We start from the raw sequence: 18,331 nt of genomic DNA, 5'->3' as shown, positions 1-18,331 counted from the left end.
TATGCCTCCCTTTTTGGAAAAAGCGCAGCAATTAAAACAGCAACTAAATTGGTCGCTGATTTTTGGAGTGAGCTTTTTTCTGGTCGTGGTGTTTAGCTTAGTGCAAATTACCAGCGGCGTAAGGGAGTGGTTGGTAGAGAACAAAGACGCCCAAATTAAGCATTTATCGGTATTAGGTAAACCTCAATATACTGATGAAAAAGCGATTATTGGGGCAATTAAAAAAGCCGACTTATCGAGTTTTTTTGATTTAGACGTTAAACATGTGCAGCATTTGGTACAAGCGCTGCCTTGGGTTGCCACGGCATCGGTACGTAAGCAATGGCCAGACACATTACAAGTGTACGTAGTGGAGCACCACGCGGTGGCAATTTGGAACAGTGATTTATTGCTGAACCAAAGCGGTGAAGTATTTGAAGCGAGTAGCGACAAACTCGTTGAACAACTGCCGCAGCTTTATGGCCCGGAAGGGAGTGAGTTAGAAGCATGGGTTGCCTTCAAGCAATTTGATGACATGCTCAAAGTAAACGATTTAAAGTTAACCAGTCTTGCATTGTCTGAGCGGTTTTCATGGCAACTGTGGCTTGATAACGGCATTCGCCTTAAGCTAGGGCGTAAAGAAAAAGCTAAACGGGTACAACGGTTTATCGATGTGTACCCGCGGATGGAAAAACGTGCAGATGCACAAGTAGATGTAGTGGATTTACGGTATGATACCGGCCTTGCAGTGAGCTGGAAGCTCCTGGAAGAAGCGCAATTACAAAATAAGAGTAAGGCATGACTAAGTCAGCAGAAAGAAACCTCGTGATTGGATTAGACGTTGGCACCTCAAAAGTGGTGGCCACGGTTGGTGAAATCACCGCAGATAACAAGCTCAGTATTGTTGGGGTTGGCAGTCAAGTATCCCATGGTATGGATAAAGGCGGCGTAAACGACCTTAATTTAGTGTCTGAGTCTATTCGTCGTGCAATCGATGAAGCAGAGCTTATGGCAGATTGCCGTATCAGCTCTGTGTATCTGGGGATTTCCGGTAAACATATTCAATGTCAAAACGAAAGTGGTGTGGTGGCAATTAATAACACCGAAGTTACCGATGAAGACATTGAAAATGTGATTCATATTGCTCGTTCAGTGCCGGTATCTGCTGAGCGTAAAATGCTGCATGCGTTGCCGCAAGAGTACAGTATTGATATGCAAGAAGGGATTAAAAACCCACGTGGTATGAGTGGTGTACGAATGGAAGCCCGTGCTCATATCATCACTTGCTCAAATGATATGGCGAAAAACATTGAAAAATGTGTAGAGCGCTGTGGTCTTGAAGTTGACCAACTGATTTTTACAGCCCTTGCGTCGTGTTACTCGGTATTAACTGATGATGAAAAAGAGCTTGGTGTAGCGGTGCTTGATATTGGCGGTGGTACAATGGATATCACCATTTATATCAATGGTGCGCTGCGTCACTCTGCGGTTATCCCTGTTGCGGGTAATCAAGTGACGGGCGATATTGCAAAAATATTTCGCACACCGATATCACATGCTGAATCACTCAAGGTACAATACGCCTGTGCAAGTAGCCAGATGGCCAGCAGCGAAGAGACAATAGAAGTACCAAGTGTTGGTGGGCGACCTGCGCGATTAATGTCGCGACATACCTTATCAGAGGTGGTTGAGCCACGCTTTAGAGAGTTATTTGAACTGGCGATGGAAGAAATTCATCGTTCAGGGTTAGCAGACCAAATTGCAGCAGGACTCGTCATAACTGGCGGGAGTGCTAAAATGGCTGGCGCGATGGAAGTGGCAGAAGACATTTTCCAGATGCCAGTAAGAATAGGCAAACCAATCGGGATGGTTGGTTTGACTGATTATGTAGATGACCCTTCATATGCAACGGCGGTGGGCTTATTACAGTATGGCCGCACAATGCAATCGATGAATGCACAAAAATCGAAACCTGAAGGCGATAACAATTGGTGGAACCGTATTACTAAGTGGTTCCAAGGCGAGTTTTAATACTCAAGTCGGAGAGTAAACATGTTTGATATGATGGAACAACACAGCGAAGAAGCTGTCATAAAAGTAATAGGCGTGGGCGGCGGCGGCGGTAACGCAGTCGAGCACATGGTTAAGCAACAAATTGAAGGTGTGCGTTTTATTGCAGCTAATACGGATGCGCAAGCATTACGTAATTCATCTGCTGATATTACCGTGCAGCTAGGTACGCAGATCACCTCAGGCTTAGGTGCTGGGGCAAATCCTGAAGTTGGCCGAAATTCAGCAGAAGAAGATGCGGAAACTATTCGTGCCAGCCTTGAAGGTGCTGACATGGTATTTATTGCTGCAGGTATGGGCGGTGGTACTGGTACTGGGGCTGCACCGGTTGTTGCTAAAATAGCTAAAGAGCTAGGTATTTTAACCGTTGCAGTAGTAACGCGTCCGTTTGACTTTGAAGGCAAAAAGCGTGCAGCAGCTGCTGAACAAGGTATTAACGAATTGTCAGAAATTGTAGATTCACTTATTACAATTCCTAACAATAAATTGCTTAAAGTTTTAGGTAAAGGGACTACACTATTAGATGCGTTCGCGAAAGCAAATGACGTATTGTTTGGTGCGGTACAAGGTATTGCGGAATTAATTACCCGCTCAGGTTTAATCAACGTGGATTTCGCCGACGTACGTACAGTAATGTCAGCAATGGGTACTGCGATGATGGGCACAGCGTCAGCGTCGGGTCCTGATCGTGCGCAAGAAGCGGCAGAAGCTGCTATCTCTAGCCCATTACTTGAAGATGTTGATTTAACCGGTGCTAAAGGTATCTTGGTTAATATCACCGCCGGTATGGATATCGCGATTGAAGAATTTGAAATTGTTGGTAACCACGTTAAAGCACTAGCATCTGAAAACGCGACAGTTGTTGTAGGTGCTGTGATTGACCCTGAAATGACGGATGAATTACGTGTAACAGTGGTAGCAACAGGTTTGGGCGGTGATCGTCGTCCACAGTTTGGTATTGTTGATAACGGCTTTAAGAAAGCGTCAGGTTCTGATGTAAGTGGTTCAACAGGCCAAACAAGCAGTATGTATGTACCAAGCTTTGCAAGCCAAGGTAGCAGTGATGATGTAACTGCTGCCCCAAGTGTTGAAAAACACGAGTCGAGCATGACAACGCAAAGCAATAGCGGTTTATCAAAAACTAATGAAAGCAGTAAAAAGTCTGAAAAATCAGAAGGTGGTGATTACTTTGACATCCCTGCATTTTTAAGAAAACAGGCCGATTAAGCAAATAAATAAAATTATTTTGCTTGAAAAGTAATCGAATTTGGCAGCTGGTCGTATATGTGATACAATCGGTAGTCTAACTGTAACTATAAGTGAGCGAAGCTATGATTAAACAGCGTACGATTGCAGAAATAGTCAAAGCCATAGGAATTGGACTTCATAAAGGTGAGAAGGTCACAATAACTCTCCGACCTGCGAGCGCAAATACTGGGATTGTATTTCGTCGTGTCGACCTTGATCCGGTTGTTGATTTTGAAACAACGCCTGAAGCCGTTGGTGATACGCAATTGTGTACCTGTTTAACAAACAAAGATGGCGTTCGCTTATCTACGACTGAGCACCTGATTGCAGCGGTAGCAGCAATGGGGATTGATAATTTGATCGTTGAATTAGATAGCTCAGAAGTGCCAATTATGGATGGTAGTGCATTGCCATTCATCTATTTGTTACAAAAAGGCGGCATTGCAGAGCAAAATGCGGCTAAGCGCTTTATTCGTATAAAAGAAAAAGTACGTATTGAAGAAGGCGATAAATGGGCCGAGATCGAACCTTATGATGGTTTTCATATCGACTTTGAAATTGCTTTTGACCACCCGGCAATCAATGAAAGCCGCCAACGTATCGGTTTAGATATCACGGCACAAAGCTTCACTGAAGAAATTAGCCGCGCGCGTACTTTCGGTTTTATGAAAGACATTGAATATATGCATGCTAACAACCTAGCTTTAGGTGGCAGCATGGACAACGCCGTTGTATTGGATGAGTTTAAGGTACTTAATCCTAACGGTCTGCGTTACAGCGATGAGTTTGTTAAGCATAAGATTCTAGACTGTGTTGGTGACATGTTTATGACAGGTCACAACATTTTAGGCAAAATTACTGCCTATAAGTCGGGTCATGACTTAAATAACAAGTTACTTCGTAAAATTATGGCAACTGAGTCTGCATGGGAATGGGCTACATTTGATACTCCAGTTACAATGCCAGCACCGGGCCTAGAAGTAGCCACAGCGTAATTACAACCGCTTACTACAGTTATAAAAAATGACGCCATTGAGCGTCATTTTTTTGCCTTAATATTATGGCCTAGATTTTAATTGCAAGCCTAGAACCTTTCTACAATCCCAACAGCTGTTGTAATTGCACCAACTCGGTAATTTTATAAGTAGGCGTGATCCCTTGCGGTAGCTCAAACCCTGGGTGCTGTAACCAGCAGCTATCAATTCCTGCATTTTGCGCACCGAGTATATCGCTGTTTGCAGTATCGCCAACCATTAAGATCTGCGCTTTGTCAGGGTTACCCATTAAATCAAAAGTATGTTGAAAAATTTCCTTCGCAGGCTTTGCTATGCCAACTTGCTCAGAAATAACTAGCCAATCAAACATATCGTTTAAGCCGGTGCGCGCTAAGCGGCGAGCTTGTAATTGCGTAAAGCCATTGGTAATGATACCAAGCCGAGCATGTGGTTTTAGCGCAGTGAGTAACTCTACAGCACCTGGTAAGGGGTGACAGATTTCAGCCATCGCGGTTAAAAAATCATCATTGAGTGTTTGAGCGGGCACATTGAGTTTAGCGGCCCATTCACTAAACCGGGTTACCTGTAAGTGTGTTGCCGTTATTTGATTGTCTTGATAAGCAAGCCACAGTGATTTATTGGTTACTTGATAGTGTTGATAATCAGCCTCAGTAAAGTTAACTCCGTAATTGGCAAACATTCTTTTTAAGCCTGCGAAGGCATTGAAGCTGAATAGCGTTTCGTCGGCATCGAATAATACATGGGTATACTTCATTAAACTTCCTTAGCGATAAAGTGCAGGGTGTATAAACGGCGCCATAGCGAGTGTTAAGGCTTGTGTGTAAGTACTTTCACGGGTGGCATGGTGGTTAGTTAATAAACCGATAGCGCCGCCTTGCTGTTTGATATTGGTGGTTTTAAATGCATTGTCCATTACATCACCCAGTTCGTTACCTTGTAGCAACGAATCATAAAGACGTTGTGGTAAAGGTAGATTACTACTGCGGCCGATTGCTCGTTGCTGGCTGTTGGCAATCACCACAAATGCAAAGGTTGCTGGGCCATAACTAAATTGCTCTGCACCGCCTTCCATTGCCACGTAAAAGTCGGCTTGATGATGCTGTTGGCAATGTAATACACGATTTTCTGCACCAATACGGGTTTCATCTTCACCGATTGGTTGATCTGGTACTTGTGATGGAGCGTCAACACCTTGGCAGTCAATTGTCATATCAGGATAGTAGAGAGAGAAAATACTGCGTGCGGCATTTATTTTAACTGGATTGTTTGAACCGACAATAATACGTAATGATTGTGCCATGCTGACATCTCCTTTTATGATGAAGTCAGCAGTTTACATAAGCTAGGTATTTCAGCAAGCGTATTTCTTAAATAGGCAAATCAACCGGGGCTAATTCGGCAAGGGCGCGTTTTTTCAAAATAATGTCTTTAATGAGTGGGGTTAACACAAGTTCCATTGCCAAGCCCATTTTTCCACCAGGTACTACAAGGGTATTGATACGTGACATAAAGCTGCCTTCAATCATCCGTAGGTAATACGGAAAATCTACATCATCTATGCCACGAAAACGGATAACTACAAAGCTTTCATCAAGGGACGGAATATCTTTTGCGCTAAAAGGATTAGACGTATCAACCGTTGGAACCCGTTGAAAGTTTATATGCGTGCGTGAGAACTGTGGCGTAATGTGATTAATGTAATCATCCATACTGCGCACAATTGAGCCCATCACGGCTTCGCGAGAGTGACCACGTTCAGAAGTATCGCGGATCAGTTTTTGGATCCATTCAAGGTTAATAATTGGCACCATGCCAATGAGTAAGTCGACATGTTTTGCTACGTCGTGATCTTCATCAACTACGCCGCCATGCAGTCCTTCGTAGAATAAAATATCAGTGCTAGCCTCTAACTCTTGCCATGGTGTAAAGGTACCAGGTAATTGATTGTAAGGGACGGCTTCATCGAAGGTGTGCAAATAACGACGTAACTTACCAGCACCAGTATCACCATAGGTGCTAAACAAGCTTTCAAGTGCGCCAAAGTCATTTGCTTCACGACCAAAGTAACTAATGTGTTTACCTTCTTGTTGCGCTTCACGGACTTTTTTATCCATCTCAGGGCGAGTATAACGGTGAAAACTATCGCCTTCTATAAATGCAGCCTCAATATTAAGACTACGAAATATATGTTTTATCGCGCTTGTCGTAGTGGTAGTACCTGCACCAGATGAACCAGTGATTGCAATAATCGGATGTTTAGCTGACATAATTGTTCTCGTTATTATGGTCTAGTCATTTATAAAGGGCTTAGTAGAGTAGGTCAAGTGACATAGGGAGTTAATTAACGCTATTATAGGCAGAGAATAATAACGAGAGACCCACATGAAATTGATTTCACCTTGGTTAAGTTTAGTTGCCACCTTTGTCACTATCCCTCATATGGCTCTGGCTGCGATGCCAAAGAGCGAAATTTTACTTGCTAAACTTAACACGGAATATGGATTACAAGTAAGCCGTATCACCAATAATGATGTTTATAATAATCAACCGTTACTTACTCAAGCCGGTATTTATTTTACCAAAGAAGTACAAACAGATGGGCAAAGCCAAACTGATTTGGCTTTTTACGATTTTAGCAATCAACAAGTCGTTAATTTAACAAATACAGCTGTAAGTGAATACTCTCCTACTTTAACTCCTGATGGTGATGCGCTTTCAGCAATCGTGGTTGAGGCTGACGGTAAGCAAAAATTATGGCAATACCCGTTTGATCATAACGTACCACCGAGTCGCATTTTTGAGTGGATAGAGCCCGTTGGTTATCATGCTTGGGGGCCTAAAAATGATATGGTTATGTTTATTTTAGGCGAACCTCATACCTTACAATACACTCAGGTTACTGCTGCAAAGCCAACAGTTGTTGCGCACAATATAGGGCGTACTTTGACTTTTAACCATACTCTAGGAGTTTACACATTTAGCTACAATAAAGCGCAGCAGCATTGGTTAGCCAGTTATGATCCGCAACAAGCTAGTGTGACTAATTTGTTTCGTTTACCCCAAGATGTACAAGATTACGCATTTAAAGACGCAAATACGGTTATTTATGCAATCGGTAGTCGTATTTATCAACGCCAGTTGGATAGCCCTGAACACGTTTCACTGTGGTTAGATTTAACGCCTTATTGTGATAGTAGGATTACTCGTATGAGCTATTTAGATGAACAGCTCGCTTTTGTATGTAGTATATAATATAAGACTTTTCAGGCTTTTAGCTGTACTGTAGTTTACAGCTAATAGCCTAATAAGGAACAGAATAACCATGTCAGCTAGCCCAGATCAAATCAATGAGCAGTTAATTGAATTACAATGTCGTAGTAATTTTAGAATTAAAAATATTACTGAGTACATGTTGCCTAAATCAAAAGAAGCTATTTATCTGCATATAGAAGGCGGGCAAGCTAAGTTAGTACTGCGCCCGGCGCTGGAAGTGTTTAGTGATGATTTTAATAACATAGACGGTGTTAGCCGTATTGCAGGCTTTTTCCATAGTAGTGAAATGACTCGCTTCCCGACCCGCATTTTTAAAAGCACCAATCCCATTCATTACGGTATTGGTTTTAAAATGAATAGTGTTGCAGGCGCGAAAGAATTTATTACTCAGCTGGTAAAAATTATCAACGGTTAGGTTCATTTTGATTTCAGTTTGCTTGGGTATAATCGTCCCTAAAGTAAATAAATGGAATTGACTTATGCAACGCTTAATACTCGCTTCAACTGTAGCGGCGAGCTTAGCTGGTTGTGGTTTACAAGCTACTCATAGTGTACCAGCGCCTGATTATACAATTGAACATGACCAGTTCGTTAGCCAGAATGAAGTAATACCAGCAGGGTGCTTTGCACAATTGGTCACTAACCTTAATGGTGATAATACCACTGCCGCAGTGTTTATTGAGTCAGCAAATTCACGTGGCTGTAATAGTGCAAATTATCCGTATCCCGGTGGGGATGAAACACAGATAAGCTACAGTATTGAAAAAATATTACCGGATCACAATTATCAGCTAAAAGTATGTGAAACACGTGATGAAGGAAGTATAGCTGCAGTTTGTGATCAGATAGTGGTTCAGTTTACTAATTTAGACTATCAGTTGGTTGGGGAGGCTGAGCAAATTCTGTCAATTATTAAGCGCGGTGAATGGTAAGTTTAATATTGCTAAGTTCAGGATTAGTTTAGTAATAACGGCAAACCAGTGGTTTGCCGTTTTTATAAAAATTAACGCTTTAAGAAGCTATTAACAGACGCTAACTCACGTTCTTTAAGTGAGATACAATTATTCACGCTTTCTTCAAGTTTACTTAATGTACGTGCATAACCTGGCTCGTCAGCAATTTTATCCATAAAGAAACTTTGTGTTTTTGCCAAGCTACTAGCGCTACAACCTGAGGTTGTAAAATAAGGTAAGTTAGGCACAAAGAAAGGAGGTAAATTGGCCGCTACTTTATCGTAATTTTCATATACCCAATTGATAAATAAGCTTTCACGAGGCTTACTATACATTTGACCAGACATGATAGTACGCATGTCTGATGCAGTCACATCGTCAGTTAAGCTGTAATTTAACACCTTGGTTTGTAGTTCAGCACTACCAAAGTAACTCATTGCGGCAAGCATTTTAGTGCGCACTTGCGGGTCTTTAGTCGTTTTAAAGGTATTTATATAGGCATCAAGTAAGTGTTGATCGCCATGAAATGCCGCTAAGTTTAAGTAAGTTGATGCCAGATATGGGTCTACTTTCTCAGGATTGCTTAAGTAAACACGCGCTTGTGCTTTAGCGGTGTTTATTACGCTTTTGTCTTCTCCGTCAAATCCTAAACGAGCTACCACTTGCGTACGTAATTGTGAAATTGCTGCGTCTTCATCAACTTTGGCCGTTAAACCATATTGCTTAGCTGCAGGCATGATGCTTTTACGAATAAACTCAGGCCACAAGTCGTGGTTGCTTTCATCTTCAAAAGTACGTTTTTGCGCTGCTAAATAGCCAAGTGCAGTGTTTGCAACACGAGGATGTTTATCACTTACGAATACTTCCAGAGTTTGCATTAAGTGGGCTGCTGAAATTACACCAGCATCTAATAATGCATCGGCGGCTGATAGCAATGCTAAGCGCTCGCGTACGGTGAGTACTTCGGCTGCATGCTCAATTAATGAAGCGAATTGTTGGTCGTCCATTACCCAGCGATAATAACCTAAAGCTCCTTGATCTGGGTAAATCCACTCTGGTTCAAATTCAAGCTTAACACTCTGGTTGGCCTTACTCAGTAATACATTAGCGGTTTTGACTTTGTCGCCTACACCGTATTTTATTGCCACAGGTACATTCCAAAGTTGTGCCGGTGCGTCAACTCCAGCGTTGGTAAAGCGGCTTTGGTTAATGGTCAGTGTTTTACCTTGCTGAGTTACTTTAACAAGCGGAAATGAAGACTGTTCGATGAACGATTTTAATACGCTTGCTACATCTTTGTTTGATGCTTTACCAAGTGCTTGCCATAAATCAGCCGCTTCTGCATTCTTATAAGAGAACTCTTTTAAATACGCCTGAATACCTTGTTGGAATGCCTTTTCACCAATCCAATTTTCAACCATGGCTAATACAGAGCTGCCTTTGCTATACGCAAGGCCTAAGCCATCCATAATATCGGCTTCGGTTTTAATTGGTTTCCGAATTGGTTTAGTACTTAAACGTGCATCGAGTGCCATTACATTATTTTGTGGTAAATCTAAATGTGATTCAAACTCAGGGTTTAATTGAGCGGTGATTTTGGCCGCCATCCAGCTCGCAAACGCTTCATTTAGCCATAAGTCATTCCACCATTTCATGGTGACTAAGTTACCATACCATTGGTGAGCAAGTTCATGAGCAATAATCGATACATTACGCTGCTTTTTACTGCGCGTAGCCGTGGCTAAATCTAGCAGTAAAATATCTTCACGGTAGGTAACTAAACCAGCATTTTCCATTGCGCCAAATGGAAACTCTGGTACAGCGACAGAATCCAGCTTTTTATAAACGTAGGGGATCCCAAAATAATCCTCAAGGGCTGCTAGCACTTTTGGCATTGCTTGCTCGGCATATTCGCTTAAATGAATTTTACCTTGCGGCGTGATCACGCGTCCTGGAATAGGCATACCTTTGACTTCACGCTCTTCAAATGGACCCACAGCCATTGCCACCAAATAGGATGGAATTGGCGGCGTTTTATCAAAATAGTGAGTGGTCATCTCACCCGTTTTTGTGGTTTTTAGTTCAGGGGTGTTGGCATACACTTTTTGTGAACTTGGCGCTGTAATCGTTAATTGAAATGGGATTTTGTAACTTGGTTCATCAAATACCGGAAATGCACGGCGGGCATCGCTCATTTCAAACTGGGTAAATAAATATGGCACACCTTGATCTAAGGTTTTATATAAGCCCACACTTTGGCGGTTATAAGGTGCGGTAAAATCAATTTTTAGGGTATACTTTCCTGGTTGGATTTGTTCAGCGCAACTGAACTTAACCTTGCCAGTTTTAAGCATTTCAGTACTTAAATCGCAGTTTTCATCCCCCAGCAACTTTGCCATTTGTGCTGCGTAGTCAACACCGTTCAGTTCGATATAGTTAGTTGGTTTTAGCACTTCAAGAGCTATTTCGGTCATACCGGAAAATGTATCTTGGGCTGGATCTAGAGTTAAAGAGACGTGTTGAGAGCTTGGTTTGGCAAGTTTTTCGATAACAAACTCATTAGCATGGGCTGAACTAACAGCAACGGCCACACTCAGAGTCAGTAAGCTTTTAATAAACATAGAGCACCTGGATTTTTCTTGTTAGAAGTTATGTACCAAAGCTTCAAAAAAGTACTTTGGCAGCGTCTTTTCTATCCTAGCAGTTTTTTATCAATGAGTAACAAATTTGTCAGACTGCGTGACGTTGCAAAAATCGGGACCAGTGGATGTGAGGGTTGATCACTCTGAGCTGCTGGGTGATCTGATTTAGTTGCGTTATATCATTAAACTCGTGCTGGTCATATTCATTAAAGCCGAGCAAATAGTTAAAGGCATCTTTATTATTTGCTTGCATAGCATAAATACGAATTTGCTGTTCAAAGTTAAGCCGTAAGCTACTGATCGCCGTTTTCATACCGAGTTGATCAATACTGGGAATATCACACTTTTGTAAGTACCCGGCACGCTCCCCTTCACCGGAGAACCAAATACGCACTTTCTCACTGTAACGACCTGATTTTGAAGGTAAGTCAAATAGTAAACGAGTGTGATTTTGTTGTTTTACTAAGGCGATATAGTCATTTAAACCGGCATCAAACAGGGCTTGATGAATAGGCACAATACGAGCCTTAATTTTACCGTGAGTATGAAAATGAAAACAAAATACATGTTGGTGTTCAACGATGTCATCCAGTTGCAAATGACCAATTTCGTCACTGTAGGCACCGCTATAATAGGCGATTAATGGCAGCCAAAAATGCCAATGTTTTGCTTGTTCACGAGGGAGGCGTTGATCACCATAAATATAGCCATGGTAAAGCGTATGTAATTCCATAGCGGAAAAAGGGCGACGACCAAGATGGGATTTCAACGTAATACCCTGAAAGTAAATATGTGCGTTAGTTTATAGCAAATAAACCAACGCAGTAAAGCAATGTTAAATAATGCTTATTCGCTTAACGCGCGTGCTAATCCAACTGGTTCGATTTCAACACAGACTTGATCGTCATTCCAGTTTAGGCCTACAAGTGCATCATCTTCTTTAAGGTCTTCAACCCAATCATCTAAAAATTCATCTAAGGTAATTTCAAGCGGACTGTAATCAGCCCATTCTTCTTTACACTGGGCCTTTGCCGTAGCTTCACTTTCCCATAATAGCAGTACATCGGTGTTTTCAAATTGGTTAGAATCACAAACCACAAAACCGCCATCTTCAGCACCGAGTGCCCATAGTTTTTCACTTAGGCGTACTTTTTCTACAAAACTAACTAGTTCTGATTCTATTTCGATATCACTCATGTGTTTACCCTTAATATTAAATTCGAGGATTAGTTTGCTGTGCGACAGTATGTTGACTGTATGAACGGTGAAACTCAATTAAGTTACTAAATAGAGTCAGATCAACCAGCTCACGAAAGCAAATCCAATCAAGTAAGCAGTATAAACTGATGTGCATACCCAAACCACCTCAAAATGTAAGTTTCAGTTGGAATTAAAAGTGATTTAGGCAAGGCATTGATTGCAAGTAATAGTAGATCTATTGTTAAAATCAATAACGCAGTATAAATCGCTTTTAAACCAACCCGTTGGGCGTTTCACAGGCACTTACTCTCAGCGTTGTTACTTTTAAAAGGGACATTCTTGCAAAGTAACGCCTTGATATTAAGCACCTGTGAAACGCTGAATTCTGCATCTTGGGGTGGTTTGGGTATAATTATTCACAGCTTTTAAATTCATGATCAGTTCAATGACTATTTAAATAGCTTAATGTTTCAGCAATGCGTTCGTTTTGGAGATTAAAAAATAATTTATCTTGTGTGGAATCAAAGCCAGAGCGTTGGCACAATAACAGTTCAACCCGCGAATCATTGCAGCCATTAATAGTGCTAAGTAAGTGCTCCTGTTGCTAGCTAAGGCGAGGGTGAGCATGCTGCTAAAGTAAAAAACGGATAATGTTATTCGAATCAGCAAGTGTGTGCTGCTTGGTGATTAGCACCGGAATTTTACGGGCAGGGTTGTTTTTGATCATTAATTAGCGATCGTGCTCAGCGAAAATATTGAGATTGATAAACTCCAATTCGCAGTTATTTAACAATGCCCAAATACGAATGCGGCGTACAAATGGTGAGGTTGTTGAGCCTAATAATTGCATATGCTTACCTGTAACATAAAAATAAAGCCGCAGAGGCGGCTTTATTCACATTAGTTGAAAACTAACATTATTCTGAGCGGCTGGTTACTTCAAGTAAGTGGTAGCCAAATTGAGTTTGCACAGGGCCTTGTACCTGATTTATTGGTGCAGAAAAGACCACTTTATCAAATTCAGGAACCATCATACCTGGGCCAAATTCACCTAGCGCACCACCATCTTGGCCAGAAGGGCAGTTAGAATGTGCTTTTGCTAATTCAGCAAAGTCTTCACCTTGCTCAATCTTGCTTTTTAAATCTAAGCACTGCGCTTCGCTGTCTACTAATATGTGTCTTGCACTTGCCACTGTCATAAAATCTCCCGTTTAAAATGGTGTTTTTTTAATCAAACCTGTGGTTATTCTAGTCTAATACTATCGTCTTGTACCAGTATTTATTTAAATATCTGAAATTGCTTGTTCAACGGCTTTCACCATTGCCTCTGAATTTGGTTTAGCTTTGCTATTAAAACGTATGATCTGTTTACGATCTGCAGAGACAAGGTATTTGTAAAAGTTCCAATTTGGTGCACTGGTCTGGGCATTCAAATGCTTAAAAATAGGGTTGGCGTTACTCCCGCGTACTTCGCTGGTTGCAAACATTGGAAACGTAACCCCATAATTGATAAAGCACACTTTTGCAGTGTCTTTTTCATCGTCTTCTTCTTGAAAGAAATCATCTGATGGAAACCCCAAGATCACTAAACCTTGCTCTTGGTATTTTTGATACAGCGCCTCTAACCCTTCAAACTGTGGAGTAAAGCCGCAGTTGCTAGCAGTATTAACGATTAATAGTGGTTTGTTTTTAAACTGGCATAGATTAATGCTCTCTTTAGAGCGTAATTTACGCAGATTGACATTGGTAAAGTCATCACACTGTGCTGAGGCTTCTAATGTCGCTGGAGTGGTTGCGGCATTTAGGTAGATGCTACTAAATAATGCGGTACAGAATAATAATTTTTTAAACATAGTGATTCCTAGCTGGTGGTTATATACCCGAACCACCTCAAGATACACGTTTCAGTTGGAATTAAAAGCGACTTAGGCAAGGCATTGATTGCAAAGAATGGTTGTTCCCTTGTTAAAATCAATAACGCAGTATAAATCGCTTTTAAACCAACCCATTGGGCGTTTCACAGGTACTTACTCTCAGTGTTGTTACTTTTTAAAAGGGACTGCCATTATTGCAAAGTAACGCCTTGATATTAAGCCCCTGTGAAACGCTGAATTCTGCATCTTGAGGTGGTTTGGGTATAGCTGATACGTTATTATCAACATTACTGATCAATAACCATAACAAACTTAATGACAACTCGATTAGCGACTAGCAATGATTTACCGGCCATCGTTGCAATTTATAATGAAACCATTGCCAGCAGAATGGTTACCGCTGACACCGAAGAGGTGACAGTAGCACAAAGACAAAGCTGGTTTGATAGCCATACGCAACTTCGGCCAATATATGTGTATGAGCAAGATGAAAAAGTGGTTGCATGGCTCAGCTATAAATCGTTTTATGGCAGACCCGCTTATGACGGCACTGTTGAGATCAGTATTTATATTACTGGCCGCGCACAAGGGCAAGGGCTTGGTAAGTATTTACTCGAATTTGCACAGACGCAGGCTAAGCAGTTAAATATTAAAGTGTTACTAGCATTTATATTTAGTCACAATATTCCCAGCATTAAACTGTTTGCGGCCTTTGAGTATCAACAATGGGGAGAACTCCCCAACGTTGCTATTATGGATGGTAATCACTACAGCTTAACCATATTAGGCAAGCATATTTAAGAAAATGACCTTTTTGATTATGTGAATACAGAAAATTTAGGCTACGCTTTCATCAGGTTAAGTGGGTGAAAGTGTGGTCAAAATAGTGCGAAAAATATTAATCGTTGATAGCAGTAGTGTTTTAGCTATGCGAATAAAAGTATTGCTAGAATTAATTGGCTGCGAAGTTGAATTAATCCATTTTTCAATGTTAAAAGAGTGCCCCGCGTTGAGTTCTTACGATCTCGTGGCTATAGCACATGGCGTGCCAGTAGCTACTGCAAGTTTATTAATTGCAGAGATCAAAGTCGAGCACGTGGTACTTCTTGCACCAAAAGTTGAAAACAACGAGCAACTGTCTTTATTCAGTGAACTTAACCGGTTGGTGCCAAATGCGATTGTCATTTATCCCTTCTTCTCAAATAAAGAAATTAGCAGCTTATTAGAGCAAGCTCTAGAGCTTGGCACTGATACTACGTTGCAATTACCGACAGTATTACTGGTTGATCATATTCCTGAGCGGCTTGAAAAAGTAGCGAATAGCTTGTTAGGCGCTCATATCAAAACTATTACTGCTAACAGTATTAGCGCTGCAATTAGCCAAGCACAAGGGCATGATATTGATTTGCTATTGAGTGACTTTAGTTTACCTGATGGCTCCGGTATTGATGTATTTGTCACCCTCAAAGCACATTACCCACAATGCCGTTGCTTGCTTTTTACTTCAAAGCCAAATCAAGTTTCTATGATTGAAGCGATCCGCCAAGGTGTTGAAGACGTGTTAATAAAGCCAATTAATGAAAATATGCTACTGCAATCTGTACATAAACTCTGGCAAACGGAATTATTAAAACGTCATAACATTGAATTGGTTGAGCGCTTACAAGATACCGTTGATGCACTCATCGAAAAAGATAGTCTACTGCGAGTTATTTATAAACATACACCAGATCCTATCATGCTATTTGCAAGAAATGGTGAAGTCATTGAAGCAAATGACGCCTGCTCTAAACTTTTTCGACTTTCAGCAAAAGAGCTTCAGAGCTGCTCTGTGTTTACTTTATTAGATGAAACATCAGCAGAAAAAATTAAGGATAAAGTGGTCACTTTAAATCAAAATCGGCAATTTAGCTGTGACGTGCATCTACCTTTGGAAGCCGGTGAAGGCATCCCTTTGGTTGGCTCGTTTAATGAGATTGATCATCATGGTGAAATTGCGCTGGCTGTTATTTTTAAAAACGTTACTCATCTAAAACACAAAGAAGATCTCTTACTAGAAGCGAAAGATATGCTGGAAGAGCAAGTCAGAGCGCGTACCTCGCAATTGGAACATGCTAAAAATGTTGCTGAAGCGGCTAATCATAGTAAGTCAGAGTTTCTTGCCAATATGTCTCATGAATTGCGTACCCCAATGCATTCAATCTTAAGTTTTGCTCGCTTTGGTTTAGATAAGCTTAGCAAAGGGGATATTGCGGTGGAAAAGTTACAAAAATACTTATCACGTATTGAGTGCAGTGGTGAAAGATTGCTTTCATTACTTAATAATTTGCTCGACTTATCAAAATTAGATGTGGGCAAATTTCCCTTTAATCCGCGTCCGCATAATCTAACGAACATAATTAAAACCAGTATTGATGACGTCTCTGGTACTGCGATGGAAAAAGAGATAGACATTCAGTTTGTGCCACCAAGCTCGCCTGTCATGATTGACTGTGATGAAGAGCAAATAAATCAGTTATTACGAAATATATTGGGCAATGCATTGAAATTTAGTGAACCACGTAGCTGCGTTGAAGTGGTTTTAACGACTAATCAACAAGCGCAAGCTGTTATTGAAGTCATCGACAGTGGTATTGGTATACCTGACGATGAGCTTGAGCATGTGTTTAGCAAGTTTGTACAAAGCAGTAAAACGAATAGCGGTGCTGGGGGAACTGGCTTAGGTTTAGCGTTATGTCGAGAGTTTGTTTCGCTACATAAAGGGGCGATATCAGCGCATAACAATAGTTCAGGTGGGACTACAATTAATATCAATTTGCCATTAGAGGTAAAACTTTAGCCAAACAAAAATAAATTACTTGTTCGTACTGGTAAGTGCCTTTTTTACGACTAAACTATTAATGTTAATTAAGAAATGGACGACAATTATGGCTTTGACAAGAATATTGGCGGTTGATGACGAACCTTTTAATTTAGAAATTATTGAAGAGATATTACTCGATTTGGATTTTGAATTAAAAATGGTAGGCAGCGGCTTTGAATGTTTGAGTGTGGTAGAAGACTTTGCACCGCAAGTTATTTTACTTGATGTGAGCATGCCGCAAATGAACGGCTATGAAGTATGTAGAAAACTGAAAGCGAATCCTAGCACAGCTCATATCATTGTTATGTTTGTTTCAGCTCGAGGCACTGTTGAAGAGCGTATGGAAGGTTATGCGGTAGGAGCCGAAGACTATATTGTTAAACCGTTTGGCCACGATGAATTAAAATCAAAGCTGAACATTCTTAATCAAGTATTAATTGAAAAAGAGTCGCTAGAACAGCAGGTTGAAGATGCAACCTCAACCGCTTTTAATGCTATGGCAAATAGCTGTGAGATGGGATTAATCGTTAATTATATTGAAAGCATAGGTATGATTAACAATACTAAGGCGCTTGGTGAGGCTTTAGTCAATTGCTTAAAGTCGTTTGATTTACAAAGTAATGTTGAGTTTAGAACGATTCCTGATGCTCCTGAGCATTTTTCTCTAACAGGTGTGTGCTCGCCAATTGTAATTGAATTGTTTGATATGCTTAAACATAAAGGGCGATTGCATGAATTTTCTCATCGCATATTGGTTAATTATGAATTAATTAGTTTATTGATTTTAAATATGCCAGATCATGATCCTGATAAGCATGGACGAATTCGTGATCATGTTTGTTTTATTGTTAGTGTGACCGAGCAACAGCTGCGAGCAATTATGATCCGTGCAGCTTTAGAGTTGCAACAAACTAAACTAAATAATGCCATAACGATGGTTAATAGTAAGTTTCATGGCTTAATTGATTTGCTGAATGAAAATCGTAAGAATAGTGAAGCGGTTTTTAAACGCTTACAAGAAGAACTGGAAGATAAGATCCCATCAATGGGATTAGATGAAGATCAGGAAATTTTTATTTATCAAAAGGTCGATCAAACTATCCAGAACTCAGTTGCCCGAGAAGAGTCTGTTAAGGAGGTGAAGGCTGCTTTTCATGAAATAGAGCAAGATCTATCAACTTTACTAAGTAAGTAAATTTACTCGCGATAATTG

19 protein-coding genes and 1 pseudogene are annotated in these 18,331 nt (G+C 40.8%); 10 read left to right on the top strand and 10 right to left on the bottom strand.

Annotation, left to right across the window (positions count from 1 at the left end):
- The first annotated feature begins 1 nt into the window (after position 1).
- From PHAL_RS0116185 to lpxC, 4 genes are all read left to right on the top strand, one after another.
- Positions 2-781, top strand: coding sequence for a cell division protein FtsQ/DivIB (locus PHAL_RS0116185; protein ID WP_016709473.1), 780 nt, complete (start codon positions 2-4; stop codon positions 779-781).
- The gene (gene ftsA, locus PHAL_RS0116180; protein WP_016709472.1) at positions 778-2,010 is read left to right on the top strand and encodes a cell division protein FtsA; all 1,233 of its coding nucleotides are present in this window, start codon (positions 778-780) and stop codon (positions 2,008-2,010) included. Before PHAL_RS0116185 ends, ftsA begins: the two co-directional genes overlap by 4 nt.
- 21 nt (positions 2,011-2,031) lie before the next feature.
- Positions 2,032-3,276 carry a cell division protein FtsZ gene (gene ftsZ, locus PHAL_RS0116175; protein WP_016709471.1) on the top strand — a complete coding sequence of 415 codons (1,245 nt, stop codon included), beginning with the start codon at positions 2,032-2,034 and terminating at the stop codon, positions 3,274-3,276.
- 104 nt (positions 3,277-3,380) lie between these two features.
- Positions 3,381-4,292, top strand: a complete 912-nt coding sequence (gene lpxC / locus PHAL_RS0116170; RefSeq protein ID WP_016709470.1) for a UDP-3-O-acyl-N-acetylglucosamine deacetylase — start codon at positions 3,381-3,383, stop codon at positions 4,290-4,292.
- A gap of 100 nt (positions 4,293-4,392) precedes the next feature.
- Here the strand turns inward: lpxC and yjjG are convergent, their stop codons facing one another.
- The 3 genes from yjjG to PHAL_RS0116155 form a co-directional block, all read right to left on the bottom strand.
- Positions 4,393-5,067: a pyrimidine 5'-nucleotidase gene (gene yjjG / locus PHAL_RS0116165; RefSeq protein WP_016709469.1), complete on the bottom strand. Its 675-nt coding sequence runs from the start codon at positions 5,065-5,067 to the stop codon at positions 4,393-4,395.
- A 9-nt stretch (positions 5,068-5,076) separates the two neighbouring features.
- On the bottom strand, positions 5,077-5,613 hold the full coding sequence (yjjX, locus tag PHAL_RS0116160; protein ID WP_016709468.1) for an inosine/xanthosine triphosphatase: 537 nt from the start codon (positions 5,611-5,613) through the stop codon (positions 5,077-5,079).
- Between the two features lie 67 nt (positions 5,614-5,680).
- Positions 5,681-6,580, bottom strand: a complete 900-nt coding sequence (locus tag PHAL_RS0116155) for a phosphoribulokinase (protein ID WP_016709467.1) — start codon at positions 6,578-6,580, stop codon at positions 5,681-5,683.
- A gap of 115 nt (positions 6,581-6,695) precedes the next feature.
- On the opposite strand from PHAL_RS0116155, the gene PHAL_RS0116150 reads away from it, so the two are divergent.
- The 3 genes from PHAL_RS0116150 (at position 6,696) to PHAL_RS23145 (ending at position 8,518) form a co-directional block, all read left to right on the top strand.
- Positions 6,696-7,565: a hypothetical protein gene (locus PHAL_RS0116150; RefSeq protein WP_016709466.1), complete on the top strand. Its 870-nt coding sequence runs from the start codon at positions 6,696-6,698 to the stop codon at positions 7,563-7,565.
- 70 nt (positions 7,566-7,635) lie between these two features.
- Positions 7,636-8,001 (top strand): hypothetical protein, encoded by a 366-nt coding sequence (locus PHAL_RS0116145; protein ID WP_016709465.1) that lies wholly within the window; start codon positions 7,636-7,638, stop codon positions 7,999-8,001.
- Between the two features lie 64 nt (positions 8,002-8,065).
- Positions 8,066-8,518, top strand: coding sequence for a hypothetical protein (locus PHAL_RS23145; protein WP_016709464.1), 453 nt, complete (start codon positions 8,066-8,068; stop codon positions 8,516-8,518).
- A gap of 71 nt (positions 8,519-8,589) precedes the next feature.
- Here PHAL_RS23145 and PHAL_RS0116135 read toward each other — a convergent pair whose 3' ends face one another.
- From PHAL_RS0116135 to PHAL_RS0116105, 7 genes and pseudogenes are all read right to left on the bottom strand, one after another.
- Positions 8,590-11,160, bottom strand: a complete 2,571-nt coding sequence (locus PHAL_RS0116135; protein WP_016709463.1) for a M1 family metallopeptidase — start codon at positions 11,158-11,160, stop codon at positions 8,590-8,592.
- A 109-nt stretch (positions 11,161-11,269) separates the two neighbouring features.
- Entirely contained in the window at positions 11,270-11,950 is a 681-nt protein-coding gene (locus PHAL_RS0116130) for a hypothetical protein (RefSeq protein ID WP_016709462.1), read from the bottom strand.
- A 77-nt stretch (positions 11,951-12,027) separates the two neighbouring features.
- The gene (locus PHAL_RS0116125) at positions 12,028-12,378 is read right to left on the bottom strand and encodes a DUF2750 domain-containing protein (RefSeq protein WP_016709461.1); all 351 of its coding nucleotides are present in this window, start codon (positions 12,376-12,378) and stop codon (positions 12,028-12,030) included.
- Positions 12,379-12,394: 16 nt separating this feature from the next.
- Positions 12,395-12,535 carry a hypothetical protein gene (locus tag PHAL_RS24270; protein ID WP_016709460.1) on the bottom strand — a complete coding sequence of 47 codons (141 nt, stop codon included), beginning with the start codon at positions 12,533-12,535 and terminating at the stop codon, positions 12,395-12,397.
- Between the two features lie 291 nt (positions 12,536-12,826).
- Positions 12,827-13,231: pseudogene (locus tag PHAL_RS24830) on the bottom strand (glutathione S-transferase family protein); the annotation flags it as partial.
- A gap of 67 nt (positions 13,232-13,298) precedes the next feature.
- Positions 13,299-13,580, bottom strand: a complete 282-nt coding sequence (locus PHAL_RS0116110; protein WP_016709458.1) for a peptidylprolyl isomerase — start codon at positions 13,578-13,580, stop codon at positions 13,299-13,301.
- Between the two features lie 84 nt (positions 13,581-13,664).
- Complete coding sequence (locus PHAL_RS0116105) at positions 13,665-14,234, bottom strand: glutathione peroxidase (protein WP_016709457.1); 570 nt, start codon at positions 14,232-14,234, stop codon at positions 13,665-13,667.
- Positions 14,235-14,570: 336 nt separating this feature from the next.
- On the opposite strand from PHAL_RS0116105, the gene PHAL_RS0116100 reads away from it, so the two are divergent.
- The 3 genes from PHAL_RS0116100 (at position 14,571) to PHAL_RS0116090 (ending at position 18,313) form a co-directional block, all read left to right on the top strand.
- Positions 14,571-15,056 (top strand): GNAT family N-acetyltransferase, encoded by a 486-nt coding sequence (locus tag PHAL_RS0116100; protein ID WP_016709456.1) that lies wholly within the window; start codon positions 14,571-14,573, stop codon positions 15,054-15,056.
- Between the two features lie 82 nt (positions 15,057-15,138).
- Positions 15,139-17,094: a hybrid sensor histidine kinase/response regulator gene (locus PHAL_RS0116095; RefSeq protein WP_029216203.1), complete on the top strand. Its 1,956-nt coding sequence runs from the start codon at positions 15,139-15,141 to the stop codon at positions 17,092-17,094.
- A gap of 88 nt (positions 17,095-17,182) precedes the next feature.
- Positions 17,183-18,313, top strand: coding sequence for a response regulator (locus tag PHAL_RS0116090; protein WP_016709454.1), 1,131 nt, complete (start codon positions 17,183-17,185; stop codon positions 18,311-18,313).
- Positions 18,314-18,331 lie beyond the last annotated feature (18 nt).

Source organism: Pseudoalteromonas haloplanktis ATCC 14393 (assembly GCF_000238355.1).
Classification (GTDB): Bacteria; Pseudomonadota; Gammaproteobacteria; order Enterobacterales; family Alteromonadaceae; genus Pseudoalteromonas; species Pseudoalteromonas haloplanktis.
Note: the sequence above shows the minus strand (reverse complement) of the source record. Positions and strands in the feature narration are given on the sequence as shown.